Here is a 14018-nt window from a genome sequence, read left to right on the forward strand (position 1 = left end):
CTTTACAAGAAGAAACGAGCGAACCGGCCGCTCGTTTCTGACTGTCGCAGTGTCTCATATGGAAAAGATACCACGGCATAATCTGCTTTATCGGGTGCTGATCACCAGACGGCTGCTCTGCTTGACCTCCTCCATCACCACGTAGGTGCGGGTGTCATTGACCCCCGGCAAGCGCAGCAGGGTCTCACCCAGCAGGCGGCGATAAGCCGACATGTCGCTTACCCGGGTCTTGAGCAGATAGTCGAAATCACCCGAGACCAGATGGCACTCCTGGATCTCCTCGAGCACCTGAACAGCCTTGTTGAACTGTTCAAACACATCGGGGGCACCGCGGTTGAGGGTAATTTCCACAAAGACCAGCAGGGACGCATCCAGATAATGAGGGTTCAGAATCGCGGCATACCCTTCGATATAGCCTTGTCGCTCGAGGCGACGAACCCGTTCCAGACACGGTGTAGGACTCAGGCCAACTCGTTTGGACAACTCAACATTCGAGATCCTGCCATCCTTTTGCAGTTCATTGAGAATGTTGCGGTCAATCCTGTCCAAATCCTTTAGCCGACTCTTAGCTTCCATCATTTTATTCCATCCTTTGGCTATTTTTTGGTAAGAATCACCATTCATTTTATAATTATGGTCACAAATCCTGTCAATACCTGAATATACTAGGCGCAAATGTTGGTTAACATTTTGGCAACATGAAACACCAATCGATAGACGAGGGATAGCATGATTATCGGTGTACCTAAAGAGATAAAAAACCATGAATATCGCGTAGGCATGGTTCCGGCCAGTGTACGTGAACTGACAGCACGAAACCATACTGTTTTCGTCCAAAGCGGTGCCGGAAACGGGATTGGCTTTAGCGATACAGATTATACGGCTGCTGGTGCCGAAATTTTGGCCTCTGCCGCCGAGGTTTTCGCCAAGGCGGAGATGATCGTCAAGGTCAAGGAGCCCCAGCCTGTCGAGTGTGCCATGTTGCGACCGGGTCAGACCCTGTTTACCTACCTCCATCTGGCACCGGATCTGCCACAAACCGAGGCATTGCTGAAAAGTGGTGCCATCTGTATCGCCTACGAGACCGTCACCGACGGCCGTGGCGGTCTGCCCCTGCTGGCGCCCATGTCGGAAGTCGCGGGTCGCATGTCTATTCAGGCAGGTGCCCAGGCGCTGGAGAAATCCCGCGGCGGTAGCGGCATGCTGCTCGGCGGCGTACCCGGTGTCGAACCGGCCAAGGTGGTGATCATCGGTGGTGGCGTGGTTGGCTCCAACGCAGCTCGCATGGCCATCGGCATGCGCGCAGACGTGACCATCCTCGACAACAACGTCGATACCCTGCGCCGTCTCGACAACGAGTTTCAGGGTGCGGCCAAAGTGGTCTACTCCAACAGCGAAAGTCTGGAACGCCATCTGCTGGCGGCCGATCTGGTCATCGGCGGCGTGCTGGTACCGGGCGCCACTGCGCCAAAACTTGTCAGCCGTGACCACATTGCGCGCATGAAGCCGGGCTCGGCTATCGTCGATGTGGCTATCGATCAGGGTGGCTGCGTGGCGACCTCGCACCCCACCACCCACGAAGATCCCACCTTCATCGTCGATGATGTGGTGCACTACTGCGTGGCCAACATGCCGGGGGCTGTGGCTCGAACCTCGACCGTGGCACTCAATAACGCCACCCTCCCCTTCATCATCAAGCTGGCCCAGCAAGGGTATCGTCAGGCGCTGCTGAGCGATCCCAACCTGCTGCACGGCCTCAACGTGATGGAGGGCAAGCTCACCTGCAAGGAGGTTGCCGTGGCTCATGGCCTTGCCTACACGGATCCCCTGACCCTGCTGAACTGATCTGCTCTGGCCAGCGCCAGTTGAAGATGAGTGAAAATCCGCCCGCGATGGGCGGTTTTTTTATCTCTTTTTAGTGCTCGGCAAAACCGTGCGTTGATGCGTGAAGGCGATTGAAACAATCGACTCACTGGCCTTTGACCCCGGATCACGAATTACCTACAATCGCGCAAACTCATCACGTCTCGGAAATCACATCATGAGCCAAGTCACTCACAGCAAATTGCTGATCCTGGGCTCCGGCCCGGCCGGTTACACCGCTGCCGTCTACGCCGCCCGCGCCAACCTCAATCCCCTGCTCATCACGGGTATGCAGCAAGGTGGCCAGCTGACCACCACCACCGAGGTAGAGAACTGGCCCGGCGATCCGGAAGGCCTGACCGGCCCGGCCCTGATGGAGCGCATGAAAACTCATGCAGAGAAGTTCGATACGCGCATTCTGTTTGATCACATCAACAGCGTCGAACTGACCCAGCGCCCGTTCCGCCTCAAGGGCGACAACGGCGAATACACCTGCGATGCCCTGATCATCGCGACCGGCGCCTCCGCCAAATATCTGGGCCTGCCTTCTGAAGAAGCCTTCAAGGGGCGCGGTGTCTCCGCCTGCGCCACCTGCGACGGTTTCTTCTACCGCAATCAGGAAGTGGCCGTGATCGGCGGCGGCAACACAGCCGTGGAAGAGGCGCTCTATCTGGCCAACATCGCCAAAAAGGTGCACCTCATTCACCGCCGCGACGAGTTCCGCGCCGAAAAGATCCTGATCAAGCGTCTGCACGACAAGGTCGAGAGTGGCAACATCGTGCTGCACACTCACCAGACCCTGGACGAAGTGCTGGGCGATCAGATGGGGGTCACCGGTGTGCGCCTGCGCAACACCCAGGACAACAGCACCAGCGAGCTGCCGCTGATGGGCGTCTTCATTGCCATCGGCCATCAGCCCAACACCCAGATCTTCGATGGCCAACTGGAGATGCAAAACGGCTATCTGAAAGTACGTGGCGGCCTCGACGGTTTTGCCACCCAGACCAGCATTGAAGGGGTCTTCGCTGCCGGCGATGTGGCTGACCACAACTACCGTCAAGCCATCACCTCTGCCGGTACCGGCTGCATGGCTGCCCTCGATGCAGAACGCTATCTCGATGCGCAATAAATAAGCGCATATGTGATATAAGGCATACCAGTCGGTATGCCTTTTTTATTTGAAGGAGTCTAATGAAACAGAAGATATTGATTGTCGAAGATAGCCTGACGATCCGCCGTATGCTGACCCAGGCGATAGCCCAGCAGACCGGTCTGGAGATCGACGCCTTTGATACCCTCGAAGGTGCCCGTCACTGTCGGGGAGATGAGTATGTGGTCGCCCTGGTGGATCTGACCTTGCCGGATGCACCTCGCGGGGAAGCGGTCAGCGTGCTGCTGGAGCGCGGCTTGCCGGTGGTGATCCTCACCGCCGATATCAGCGAGGATAAACGTGCCGCCTGGCTGGAAACCGGCGTACTGGACTATGTGATGAAGGATTCGCGCCACTCGCTGCAGTATGCGGTCAGCCTGGTGCACCGCCTCTATCTCAACCAGTCCATCGAAGTGCTGGTCGTCGATGATTCGCGCACCTCCCGCCACCGCACCATGGCCCAGTTGCGCAAGCAATTGCTGCAGGTGCACGAGGCGAGTCACGCGCGCGAAGCGATGGCGATGCTGGAGCAATACCCCGGCATCCGGCTGGCACTGGTCGACTACTACATGCCGGAGATCGATGGCATCAGTCTGGTGCGCATGCTGAGAGAGCGTTACAGCAAGCAACAGCTGGCGATTATCGGGATCTCGGTCTCGGACAAGCGCGGTCTCTCCGCTCGCTACCTGAAACAGGGGGCCAACGACTTTCTCAACCAGCCGTTCGAGCCGGAAGAGTTGCAGTGCCGGGTCAGCCACAATCTGGAGGCGCTCGAGCAGTTCAACAGCATTCAGGAGTCGGCCAATCGCGACTACCTGACCGGTCTTTACAACCGGCGCTACTGGTTCAACGAAGGGCAGAAATGGTTCGAGGAGCAGCAGCGGCTGCAGAGTACGCTTTCACTCTGCGTGCTCGATGTGGATCACTTCAAGCAGGTCAACGATCACTGGGGTCATGCCATTGGCGATCAGCTACTCTGCCATCTGACCCGCCAGCTGACCCAGTTCTTCCCCGATGCCATGATCGCCCGCTTTGGCGGCGAGGAGTTTGCCCTGATGGTGCCCCACTGCACCGTCCCCGTGTTGATCAAGCGTCTTGAAGGGCTGCGTCAGCAGTTGCGCCAGCACCCCTTGTCACCGGATGTTCCGCTCTTTGTTCGCGCCAGCTATGGTGTGGTCAGTGTCGGGCGGGTATCCATGGACGAGGCGCTGAGCGAAGCGGATCGGCTCCTGTATCAGGCCAAGAACACCGGCCGTGACAAGATAGTCTCGCAAGAGAGCGCCATCTAGTTTCCTGCGCAGTCCCGTGTATTACCGCCCGCAAGACTTTCTGCCAACCGGAAAGTCTGCGGGTTATCTCCCCTCTCGACACCTTTTGATATCAACCGGCTTAAAACGTCTTGTCGACTCGCACGCCGTCATCAAAATAGAGAATGCGTACTTTATCGCCGCTACTGAAGACCATGGCGGGATCATAATCCTGGATCACATTGACCAGCCCGTTCTGCTCGTTGCGAATAAGCAGCTCGACCAGTTTGTTCTCCACTACCGTGTCACCTGACTGATACTGCTGCGCCGCAGCGGCCCCGGCCAGCGCCCCGACAGCAGTGGCAATTTCACGGCCATGGCCGCCACCAAACTGGTTGCCAAGCAAGCCGCCCAGTACTGCACCGCCGAGGGTTTTCCAGCCGGAACGCTCCGACTCCAGGATCTGGCGCTGGGTAATATTGCGCACCGTTTCGACCTGGCCAAACACCACCTGATTGACCGGGCGAGCCGTGTTGCGCTGGTAAACCTCGGCCCCGACGGGCGCAGTGACAAAGCAGAGCAAGCTGGATACTATCAGGATAATGGCCTTCATCTACGAACCTCGTTGCCTTATGTCTCGCTATCTCACTCAACTGGATGATGAGCTCTGCTGGTTTCCCGACCCCTCGCATGCCCTGGAAGAGCCCAACGGTCTGCTGGCGATCGGCGGGGATCTCTCCCCTGCCAGATTGCTGGCAGCTTACCACAAGGGGATCTTCCCGTGGAACGAACCACACCAGCCGACCCTGTGGTGGTCACCGGATCCGCGCGGTGTGATCCGCCCTGATGAGCTGCATGTTGGGCGCACCTTGCAGAAGATTATCCGCCGCACCCCATTCGATATTTCCGTCAATCGCGCCTTTAATGAGGTAATCAATGCCTGCGCCGCGCCTCGTCGCACAGCCGATGGCACCTGGATCAGTCAACCCATGATCGAAGCCTACCAACGGCTGCACCGTCTGGGCCACGCTCATTCGGTCGAGATCTGGCAAGAGGGAAAACTGCAAGCGGGCCTTTACGGTCTGTCGATTGGCCGGTTGTTCTGTGGCGAGTCCATGTTCAGCCATATCGATAACGGTGCCAAGCTGGCCATGGTGGCACTCTGTCGCCACTTTGCCCGGCACGGAGGCGCCCTTGTCGACTGCCAGATGCAGAATCCGTTTCTGGCCACACTGGGCATTGAGGAGTGGCCAAGAGCGCGCTTTCTGGCCGAACTGGCGCAACTGAGCCGCCAATCGCTATTGGATTCATGCTGGCAAGAGGGAGAGATCCGCTTATGACCGAAGAAGTGATCCTCAAGGTTGGGCTAACCCCCAAGCATCCCTGCAGTTATCTGGATCATGAGCAGGAGCAGTTGCTGGTTCTGATGGATCACAACCTGCTCAACGCCCACGGTTACGAACGCCTGCTGACCGCCGGATTTCGCCGCAGTGGCAACGACATCTATCGTCCCCACTGCCCCGCCTGTCATGCCTGTCAATCCCTACGCATTCACAGCGAGCACTTCAGACCCAGCCGGGGACAAAAACGCATCCGCCAGCTCAACAGGGATATCGACATCGTCCTGAGCTACGATGACAAGCCCGAGTATTACCAGCTTTATGAACGCTACATCAGCGAACGCCATCAAGATGGCAGCATGTATCCCCCCAACCGCAAACAGTACCGCGGTTTTCTCCATTGCGACTGGATGCCACCCCTCTATCTGGAAATGAGAAAGGAGGGTCGCCTTATTGGCGTAGCCACTACAGATTTGCTGCCCCACTCACTCAGCGCCATGTATACCTTCTTCGACCCCGATTATGCCGACCGCTCGCTCGGCACCTTTGCCATTCTGAGTCAGCTTGATCTGGCCAGGCGTACCGGACGAAGCTGGCTCTATCTCGGCTATCTTGTTGAGGCGTGCCGCAAGATGAATTACAAGCGCAATTACCTCCCTCACGAGGTGCTCATTCATGGAGAATGGAAAAAAATCGACGGCAAGCCCGAGTAAACTTTACACATAGCCTTAAATCCGGCATGATCCAGCGGTTTTTTGTTGTGGCTTATCAAGAGGATTCAATGGCTAAAGAAGACAGTATTGAGATGCAGGGCACTATTCTCGAAACCCTGCCCAATACCATGTTCCGTGTGGAACTGGAGAATGGTCACGTGGTTATCGCTCATATTTCCGGCAAGATGCGCAAAAACTACATTCGTATCCTGACTGGAGACAAAGTAACGGTAGCACTGACTCCCTACGATCTCTCCAAGGGACGTATTGTTTTCCGCTCTCGCTAAGCCAGGAATTCAGCAAAAAACCCCAACCTTTCGGTTGGGGTTTTTTGTCGTTTTCTAATTACGGTTACTTAGTGGGAAACAGCTTCAACATTGACCTGAAAATCAAAGCTGAGGCTGTCATTTACCAACTCAACCTTCACAATTCCCCCATCAACCAGTGAGCCGAACAGGATCTCGTTAGCCAACGGTTTCTTGAGGTGCTCCTGAATGACCCGACCCATAGGTCTGGCCCCCATGGCTCTGTCATACCCCTTCTCGGCCAACCAGTGACGGGCACGCTCGGATACTTCCAGAGATACCCCTTTCGCATCCAGCTGCACCTGCAACTCAACGATGAACTTGTCGACCACCTGGTGGATCACTGTTATGTCGAGATGGTTGAACCAGATGGTGTGATCAAGCCGGTTACGAAACTCCGGGCTGAAGGTCTTGTTGATCACCGCCATGGCATCGTGGCTCAGATCCTGCTGCTGGAAGCCAATCGACTTGCGCTGGGTCTCCTGCACACCGGCGTTGGTGGTCATCACCAGAATGACATTGCGAAAATCCGCCTTGCGCCCGTTGTTGTCAGTCAAGGTACCGTTGTCCATCACCTGCAACAGCAGGTTGAAGACATCCGGGTGCGCCTTCTCAATTTCGTCAAGCAACACGACGGAATGAGGATGCTTGATTACCGCATCGGTCAGCAAACCACCCTGCTCAAAACCAACATATCCGGGAGGCGCACCAATCAGACGGGAGACGGTGTGACGCTCCATATACTCGGACATGTCAAAGCGCAGCATCTCCACACCCAGCGCCTTACCAAGCTGTTGAGTAACCTCGGTCTTGCCCACCCCGGTTGGGCCGGCGAAGAGGAAGCAACCTACCGGGCGACGCTCGTTACCCAAACCTGAGCGCGAGAGGCGAATGGCATCGGTCAGCACCTCGATGGCTTTGTCCTGACCAAAGACCACCATCTTGAGATTACGCTCCAGGTTCTTCAGTACCTCTTTATCCGAAGAGGAGACTGATTTTTCCGGAATACGGGCGATCTTGGCGACGATCGCTTCAATCTCCTGCACGTTGATCACTTTCTTGCGCTTGCTCGCCGGCAGCAACCGCTGGCCAGCCCCCGCCTCATCGATCACATCAATTGCCTTGTCCGGCAAGTGACGATCGTTGATGTACTTGGCGGACAGCTCTGCCGCTGCACGAATCGCCTTGGCGGTATAACGCACCCCATGGTGAGCCTCATAGCGGCTCTTGAGGCCCATCAAGATACGGGTAGTGTCATCCACGGTCGGCTCGGTGATATCGATCTTCTGGAAACGACGAGCCAAGGCGCGGTCTTTTTCGAAGATCTGGGCATATTCCTGATAAGTAGTAGAGCCAACACAACGGAGCAAACCATTGGAGAGCAGCGGTTTAATAAGGTTTGCGGCATCCAGCTGGCCACCTGACGCAGCACCTGCACCGATGATAGTGTGGATCTCGTCGATAAAGAGGATGGCCCCTTCCTGACGCTCAATCTGCTTGAGCAATACCTTGAGGCGTTTCTCGAAATCGCCGCGGTATTTGGTTCCTGCCAGCAGAGACCCCATATCCAGCGAGTAGATGGTGCTACCGGCAATCACCTCGGGCACATCGCCCTTGACGATACGGTAAGCCAGACCTTCCGCAATCGCAGTCTTGCCCACCCCCGCTTCCCCCACCAGCAGCGGATTGTTCTTGCGGCGGCGGCAGAGAACCTGGATGGTACGATTGAGCTCCTGATCACGGCCGATCAGCGGATCGATACGCCCTTCAAGCACCAGCTGGTTCAGGTTGGTGGCAAAGCTCTCGATCTGGGCGGCAGAGACATCATCATCAGATTCTGGATTGTTATTGCTGACATCCGGTTTGCTGTCTTTGCGCACCCCGTGGGAGAGGAAATTCACCACATCGAGGCGGCTGATCTCGGCTTTTTTCAGGAAGTAAGCGGCCTGAGACTCCTGCTCGCTGAAGATGGCGACCAGTACGTTGGCACCACTGACTTCGGTATTGCCGGAAGATTGCACATGGAAGACGGCACGTTGCAGTACGCGCTGGAAGCCCAAGGTCGGCTGGGTTTCCCGATCTTCGTCATCGCGCGGAATAAGCGGGGTTGTTTGAGTGATGAATGCGCGGATCTCCTTGCGCATCTGCTCGACATCGGCACCACAGGAGCTCAGCGCCTCATGGGCTGAGCTGTTATCCAGAAGGGCTAACAACAGGTGCTCGACAGTCATGAATTCGTGGCGCTCGTCACGAGCCTGTTTGAAAGCCTCGTTCAGCGTCTTTTCCAGATCTTTATTCAACATAGGCACCTCCCCTAGTACAGCTACAATGTGGTGTCACACTCGCCATCAAGTCATCAGATTCAAGCCTTTTCCATAGTGCATAGCAGTGGATGTTCGTTGTTACGTGCATAGGTGTTGACCTGGACAACCTTGGTTTCGGCGATCTCTGCGGTAAACATGCCGCAGACACCCTTACCACTATAATGCACACTCAGCATGACCTGAGTCGCCTTGTCCAAATCCATACCAAAGAACTTTTGCAGCACCTCCACCACGAACTCCATCGGGGTGTAGTCATCGTTGTTCAGCACAACTTTATACATGGGTGGCGGCTGCAGCTTTGTTTTCTCTGCTTCTGCAATCTCTTCATTAGCAAAGAGTTCTTTCTGCTTGCTCATAATCGCGCTTTGGTACCTCTAGATTACTACCGTCTCACACAAGCTTGTCAATAGACTTGTTAACCAGATCACATCAGTTGTTAACAACTCCTTGACTCGCTCAAAAGTTAGACTAGATTGGTTACTTGCTAATCTGTGCCCGTCTGCTATGGGCTCATGTCCCTAGTTATAATGGGCTGGCGCAGGTTACTCAACGACTTCTGGGTAATCAATAAAAGGATGTAGAAGTATGGCAACCGGCACAGTTAAGTGGTTTAACAACGCAAAAGGATTTGGGTTTATCTGTCCGGAAGGGGGTGGTGAAGATATCTTTGCTCACTACTCCACCATTCAAATGGAGGGCTACAAGACCCTGAAAGCGGGTCAGGCTGTCCACTTTGAACTGCAACAGGGGCCGAAAGGAAATCACGCCTCCGTCATTGTGCCGAACGAAGCACAAAATATATAAACGAAAACCCGTTGGATAAATAAAAAACCGGTTCCTCTCTGAGCAACCGGTTTTTTATTTTCATTTATGTGACTCGCCTGGCATTAGCCACGCACGCACCATTGTCACGCTTTAGTCATGGTACTCGTTGCAGGCTATCAGGGTATTTTCCATCAGACTGGCCACCGTCATGGGGCCAACACCACCGGGAACCGGGGTGATGAATGAGGCATGGCTGCGCGCTGTTTCAAACTCCACGTCCCCAACCAGCGAACCATCCGCCAGACGGTTGATGCCCACATCGATAACCAGCGCCCCCGGTTTGATCCACTCTCCGGGAATAAAATTGGGTTTGCCGACCGCCACTACCAGCAAATCTGCGCGGCGAACCTGATCCTCCAGATCCCGGGTAAAACGGTGACAGGTCGTGGTCGTGCAGCCCGCCAGCAGCAATTCGAGGGTCATGGGGCGCCCGACGATGTTGGAAGCGCCGACCACAACGGCGTGCAAACCATGGGTTTTAATACCGGTGGTTTCAATCAGCGTCATGATCCCTTTCGGGGTGCAGGGACGCAGTGCAGGAATGCGCTGTGCAAGACGGCCCACGTTGTACGGATGAAAACCGTCCACGTCCTTGTCAGGGAGGATCCGCTCCAGCACCAGAGTGGTATCGAAGTGATCCGGCAACGGCAACTGAACGAGGATCCCGTCAACAGTTGGATCATCATTCAGCTGATCGATCAACGCCAGCAACTCATCCTGACTTGCAGTAGCACTCAGGTCATATGAGCGAGAGTGAAAACCGACCTCTTCACAAGCCCGACGCTTGCTGCCGACATAAACCTGAGAGGCAGGATCTGCCCCCACCAGAATGACCGCCAGCCCTGGAGCCCGTTTCCCTGCTGCCAACCGCTGTTGGACCTGTGCAGCGACCTGGCTGCGAATCGTTTGCGCAACCTGTTTTCCATCTATGATTTTGGCAGACATCGTTCTCCACTCACCATGTGTTCAACTGCCGCGCATTGTCGCATTTTTTTAGCCGGGATGTTAGCGTCCAAGAGAGGTCTGGCCTGCAACGGGCAATAAGTAGGCACTTGAATTTACTGGGGGAAAAAGTCGTTGACGCTGGCTCTTTTGCTTGGTTATGATGCCGCCCCGTTGCCCAGTACGGCTCATGTCGTTATGCTGGCACGTTGAAAGCAACAATTTCGGTGATTAGCGCAGTCCGGTAGCGCATCTGGTTTGGGACCAGAGGGTCAAAGGTTCGAATCCTTTATCACCGACCAAGTTTATCGATTTGCCACTCAGGCGGGTCGAGAAAAGCGCCCTTAGCTCAGTCGGATAGAGCAACGGCCTTCTAAGCCGTGGGTCGCAGGTTCGAATCCTGCAGGGCGCGCCATTGATTCTCAATTCGTTGACGGATCAATGCAGTTTTCAGTGGTGGCTGTAGCTCAGTTGGTAGAGTCCCGGATTGTGATTCCGGTTGTCGTGGGTTCGAGCCCCATCAGCCACCCCATTATTCCGTCGTTTGGCACAACGCTGCCAATACGGCAAGATACAAGCCTTCTGGCTTGTCAAAAAACCGGCCTAGGCCGGTTTTTTTGTTTCTACCCCGCCATTTTCTTCGTTTATATCCCCGCATGTCTCATCGCACTGCGCCCTGAGTGGCTGAAATGCTAATGGCCCAGAGCCTCATCATTGCTCCGCCACCCCGGCTATCACTCTTATTCATCGCGCGTCCCATATAACCCTCCCTCGTTCTTTTTCTGTATTTCCCGGGTGGCGTTGATATGCTGACAGCTCCTCTTTTCTCCTGCTTCCGGTTGGAGCTTTTCTATGCAACGCATTCTTTTTGTTGAAGATGATCCCGAGATTGGCCAGCTCATCAGCAGCTGGCTCGGCCGCCACGATATGGAAGTGATCCTCGAACCCAGAGGCGATATGGCACTTGCCCGGGTCGAAGCCGAACAACCGGATCTGGTGCTGCTCGATATCATGCTGCCGGGACAGGATGGTATGTCCCTCTGCCGGGATCTGCGGCCACGCTTTGATGGCCCCATCGTGATGCTCACTTCGCTGGATAGCGACATGAACCAGATCCTGAGCCTGGAGCTGGGTGCCAACGACTACATCCTTAAAACCACGCCTCCCCCCGTGCTGCTGGCCAGATTGCGGGTGCAGTTCCGCCAGCATCAGCAAACTGCCGCGCAACCGATCGCCGCCGCCGGCAGTGTGCCGCAGCAGTTGCAATTTGGCCGTCTGCTGGTCGATGGGCCGGGGCGGGATGTTCGCCTCGATGGCGAGAGCATTGCCCTCTCGACTGCCGACTTTGATCTGTTATGGGAGCTTGCCAGCCACGCCGGCCAGATCCTGGGGCGGGAAGCCCTGTTCCGCAGCCTGCGCGGCCGAGAGTATGACGGTCAGGATCGCAGCATGGATGTGGCCATCTCCCGCCTGCGCCGCAAACTGGGCGATAACCCCGACAACCCGACCCGGATCAAGACGGTGCGCCAGAAGGGCTACCTTTTCGTCCCTCACGCCTGGGAATAGCCTTAATCAGGGAGCACAACCATGCGCCGTCTGTTTATCCAGTTCTATCTGTTGCTGATCGGCTGTTTCACTCTGGCGATTCTGCTGGTTGGCGTGGTCTATCAGGTCACCGCCGAGCGAGCCGGCGACCGTTATCTTGAACGGATGATGCAGGGATCCCTTGGCCTGCTGACCGACGAGCTGGCCAGAATTTCGCCCGAGCGCTGGCCAGATCGGCTGGCCGAGCAGAGCAGCCAGTTCACCCTCCCCCTCAAGGTTGGCGAGCTGGCCCATCAGCCCCTTGCCAGCGAGGATCAGGCATTTCTTGCCGCCGGCAATATTGTCATCGTCGAGGAGGATGACACCTTCCTGCAACGGATCCCCGATACCGATCAGGTGCTTATCGTTGGCCCGGTGCCCTATCTCTCCTACCTGCACGAACTGCACTGGGTCGACGTGGGGCTACTGCTGGTCATTGGCCTCTCCCTCGGGCTGCCCATCCTGCTCTGGCTGCGTCCCCACTGGCGCGGCTTGCTGCAACTGGAGCAGACGGCGCGCCGGGTAGGCGATGGCGATCTCTCCTGCCGAACCAACCTGCCGCCGGGCAGCAGTCTGGCCCGGGTGGGACGTACCTTCGACCAGATGACAGCCCAGCTGCAAGCCATGCTCACCAGTCGCAAGCAGCTGACAGATGCCATCGCCCATGAGCTGCGTACCCCGCTGGTCAGATTGCGTTATCGGCTTGCCATGCTCGACCCTGCCCCTGCAGCAGAAGAGCAGCAGGCACTGGAGCGGGATCTGGGGGCACTGGACTCCCTTATCGAAGAGATGCTGACCTACGCCAAGCTGGATCGACCCGAGCTGCCGCTGCAGCGGGATAAGCTGGAACTGGGCAGCTGGGCAGAGCATCACCTCGGCGACTGGCAGGCACTGCGGCCGGAGAAACACCTGACCCTCGCGCTGCCTCCCATCAAGATGCCCTGGTGCGGCGATCATCGTCTGCTGACTCGCGCCGTCGAGAACCTTATCGGCAACGCCCTGCGCTACGCCGAAAGCGAGGTTACCCTCTCCATCTCGCGGCTGCAGGAGAACTATCTGCTGGAGGTGAGCGACGACGGGCCGGGTATCGACCCCGCACTGGCGCACCAGATCTTCGAGCCGTTCGTGCGTCTTGATCAGAGTCGGGATCGCCGTACCGGCGGCACCGGGCTGGGACTTGCCATTGTGCGCAGCATAGCGCTCCACCACGGCGGTGATGTGGCATTGCTTCCCACCGGCAAGGGGGCCCGCTTCTGCCTCACCCTCCCTGTACATTTGGATACAAACCGTCACCAAGTGCTCACTGAAGTACCGCGGTCAGCGTCATAGGATGAAGCCATGGAGAAATGCTCCATACCACCAATCCGAATAAGGAAATTGACCATGAAAAAAATCATTCCCCTGACTCTGGCCGCCGTTTTCGCCCTGACTTCCGGTTTCACCATGGCTGCCACCCCGACCAAAACTGCCGCTCCGCAAGCGACCCAGACCAAGGTGGTGAAAAAGCACCATAAAACTGCGCACAAAGCACCGTCCGTCAAAGTCGCGCCGAAAACCAAGTAATCGCCTCTGACCCTTGAGTGACGACCAGACCGTCAATCTGTACATAACAGAGCAAGAGTAGAGCGGAGAGATAAAAGGGAGGCTGGTCGCCTCCCTTTTCATCTGGTCATGATGAAAACTGCCTCTGCCAAGCAGGTTCCACATGACAAGATCATTGCTGTT

15 protein-coding genes and 3 tRNA genes are annotated in these 14018 nt (G+C 56.3%); 13 read left to right on the forward strand and 5 right to left on the reverse strand.

The window, feature by feature from the left end:
- Window positions 1-87: 87 nt before the first annotated feature.
- A complete protein-coding gene (lrp, locus tag WE862_RS16105) occupies window positions 88-579 on the reverse strand; it encodes a leucine-responsive transcriptional regulator Lrp (protein WP_005300047.1) in 492 nt (163 codons plus the stop codon).
- A gap of 150 nt (window positions 580-729) precedes the next feature.
- Here lrp and ald point away from each other — a divergent pair, with 150 nt between their 5' ends.
- The 3 genes from ald (at window position 730) to WE862_RS16120 (ending at window position 4302) form a co-directional block, all read left to right on the forward strand.
- Window positions 730-1845 carry an alanine dehydrogenase gene (gene ald, locus WE862_RS16110; RefSeq protein WP_042032322.1) on the forward strand — a complete coding sequence of 372 codons (1116 nt, stop codon included), beginning with the start codon at window positions 730-732 and terminating at the stop codon, window positions 1843-1845.
- 196 nt (window positions 1846-2041) lie between these two features.
- Window positions 2042-2992 carry a thioredoxin-disulfide reductase gene (gene trxB, locus WE862_RS16115; protein WP_041207482.1) on the forward strand — a complete coding sequence of 317 codons (951 nt, stop codon included), beginning with the start codon at window positions 2042-2044 and terminating at the stop codon, window positions 2990-2992.
- Between the two features lie 62 nt (window positions 2993-3054).
- Window positions 3055-4302 (forward strand): diguanylate cyclase, encoded by a 1248-nt coding sequence (locus WE862_RS16120; protein WP_042032321.1) that lies wholly within the window; start codon window positions 3055-3057, stop codon window positions 4300-4302.
- Between the two features lie 100 nt (window positions 4303-4402).
- Here the strand turns inward: WE862_RS16120 and WE862_RS16125 are convergent, their stop codons facing one another.
- Window positions 4403-4873 carry a glycine zipper 2TM domain-containing protein gene (locus WE862_RS16125; protein WP_042032320.1) on the reverse strand — a complete coding sequence of 157 codons (471 nt, stop codon included), beginning with the start codon at window positions 4871-4873 and terminating at the stop codon, window positions 4403-4405.
- 19 nt (window positions 4874-4892) lie between these two features.
- On the opposite strand from WE862_RS16125, the gene aat reads away from it, so the two are divergent.
- From aat to infA, 3 genes are all read left to right on the forward strand, one after another.
- On the forward strand, window positions 4893-5600 hold the full coding sequence (aat, locus tag WE862_RS16130) for a leucyl/phenylalanyl-tRNA--protein transferase (protein WP_042032319.1): 708 nt from the start codon (window positions 4893-4895) through the stop codon (window positions 5598-5600).
- On the forward strand, window positions 5597-6313 hold the full coding sequence (locus tag WE862_RS16135; protein ID WP_042032318.1) for an arginyltransferase: 717 nt from the start codon (window positions 5597-5599) through the stop codon (window positions 6311-6313). The genes aat and WE862_RS16135 overlap by 4 nt, the downstream gene beginning before the upstream one ends.
- 68 nt (window positions 6314-6381) lie before the next feature.
- Window positions 6382-6600: a translation initiation factor IF-1 gene (infA, locus tag WE862_RS16140; RefSeq protein ID WP_005300033.1), complete on the forward strand. Its 219-nt coding sequence runs from the start codon at window positions 6382-6384 to the stop codon at window positions 6598-6600.
- A gap of 68 nt (window positions 6601-6668) precedes the next feature.
- On the opposite strand, the gene clpA is transcribed toward infA, so the two are convergent.
- Both clpA and clpS read right to left on the reverse strand, forming a co-directional pair.
- Window positions 6669-8921: an ATP-dependent Clp protease ATP-binding subunit ClpA gene (gene clpA / locus WE862_RS16145; protein ID WP_042032317.1), complete on the reverse strand. Its 2253-nt coding sequence runs from the start codon at window positions 8919-8921 to the stop codon at window positions 6669-6671.
- Between the two features lie 59 nt (window positions 8922-8980).
- The gene (gene clpS, locus WE862_RS16150) at window positions 8981-9298 is read right to left on the reverse strand and encodes an ATP-dependent Clp protease adapter ClpS (RefSeq protein ID WP_005337111.1); all 318 of its coding nucleotides are present in this window, start codon (window positions 9296-9298) and stop codon (window positions 8981-8983) included.
- 229 nt (window positions 9299-9527) lie between these two features.
- Here clpS and cspD point away from each other — a divergent pair, with 229 nt between their 5' ends.
- The gene (cspD, locus tag WE862_RS16155) at window positions 9528-9746 is read left to right on the forward strand and encodes a cold shock-like protein CspD (RefSeq protein ID WP_033115164.1); all 219 of its coding nucleotides are present in this window, start codon (window positions 9528-9530) and stop codon (window positions 9744-9746) included.
- Window positions 9747-9857: 111 nt separating this feature from the next.
- Here cspD and folD read toward each other — a convergent pair whose 3' ends face one another.
- Window positions 9858-10712 (reverse strand): bifunctional methylenetetrahydrofolate dehydrogenase/methenyltetrahydrofolate cyclohydrolase FolD, encoded by an 855-nt coding sequence (folD, locus tag WE862_RS16160; RefSeq protein ID WP_042032316.1) that lies wholly within the window; start codon window positions 10710-10712, stop codon window positions 9858-9860.
- Between the two features lie 222 nt (window positions 10713-10934).
- On the opposite strand from folD, the gene WE862_RS16165 reads away from it, so the two are divergent.
- The 6 genes from WE862_RS16165 to WE862_RS16190 all read left to right on the forward strand — a co-directional run bounded on the left by WE862_RS16165 (window position 10935) and on the right by WE862_RS16190 (window position 13856).
- Window positions 10935-11011 (forward strand) — tRNA-Pro (locus WE862_RS16165).
- Window positions 11012-11047: 36 nt separating this feature from the next.
- Window positions 11048-11124 (forward strand) — tRNA-Arg (locus WE862_RS16170).
- 41 nt (window positions 11125-11165) lie between these two features.
- A tRNA-His gene (locus WE862_RS16175) sits at window positions 11166-11241 on the forward strand.
- 320 nt (window positions 11242-11561) lie between these two features.
- The gene (gene rstA / locus WE862_RS16180) at window positions 11562-12275 is read left to right on the forward strand and encodes a two-component system response regulator RstA (RefSeq protein ID WP_042032315.1); all 714 of its coding nucleotides are present in this window, start codon (window positions 11562-11564) and stop codon (window positions 12273-12275) included.
- A 21-nt stretch (window positions 12276-12296) separates the two neighbouring features.
- Window positions 12297-13622 (forward strand): two-component system sensor histidine kinase RstB, encoded by a 1326-nt coding sequence (gene rstB / locus WE862_RS16185; RefSeq protein WP_042032314.1) that lies wholly within the window; start codon window positions 12297-12299, stop codon window positions 13620-13622.
- A 54-nt stretch (window positions 13623-13676) separates the two neighbouring features.
- Window positions 13677-13856, forward strand: coding sequence for a hypothetical protein (locus WE862_RS16190; RefSeq protein WP_033115160.1), 180 nt, complete (start codon window positions 13677-13679; stop codon window positions 13854-13856).
- The last annotated feature ends 162 nt before the right edge of the window (window positions 13857-14018 follow it).

It is taken from the genome of Aeromonas jandaei, assembly GCF_037890695.1.
Taxonomy (GTDB): Bacteria; Pseudomonadota; Gammaproteobacteria; order Enterobacterales; family Aeromonadaceae; genus Aeromonas; species Aeromonas jandaei.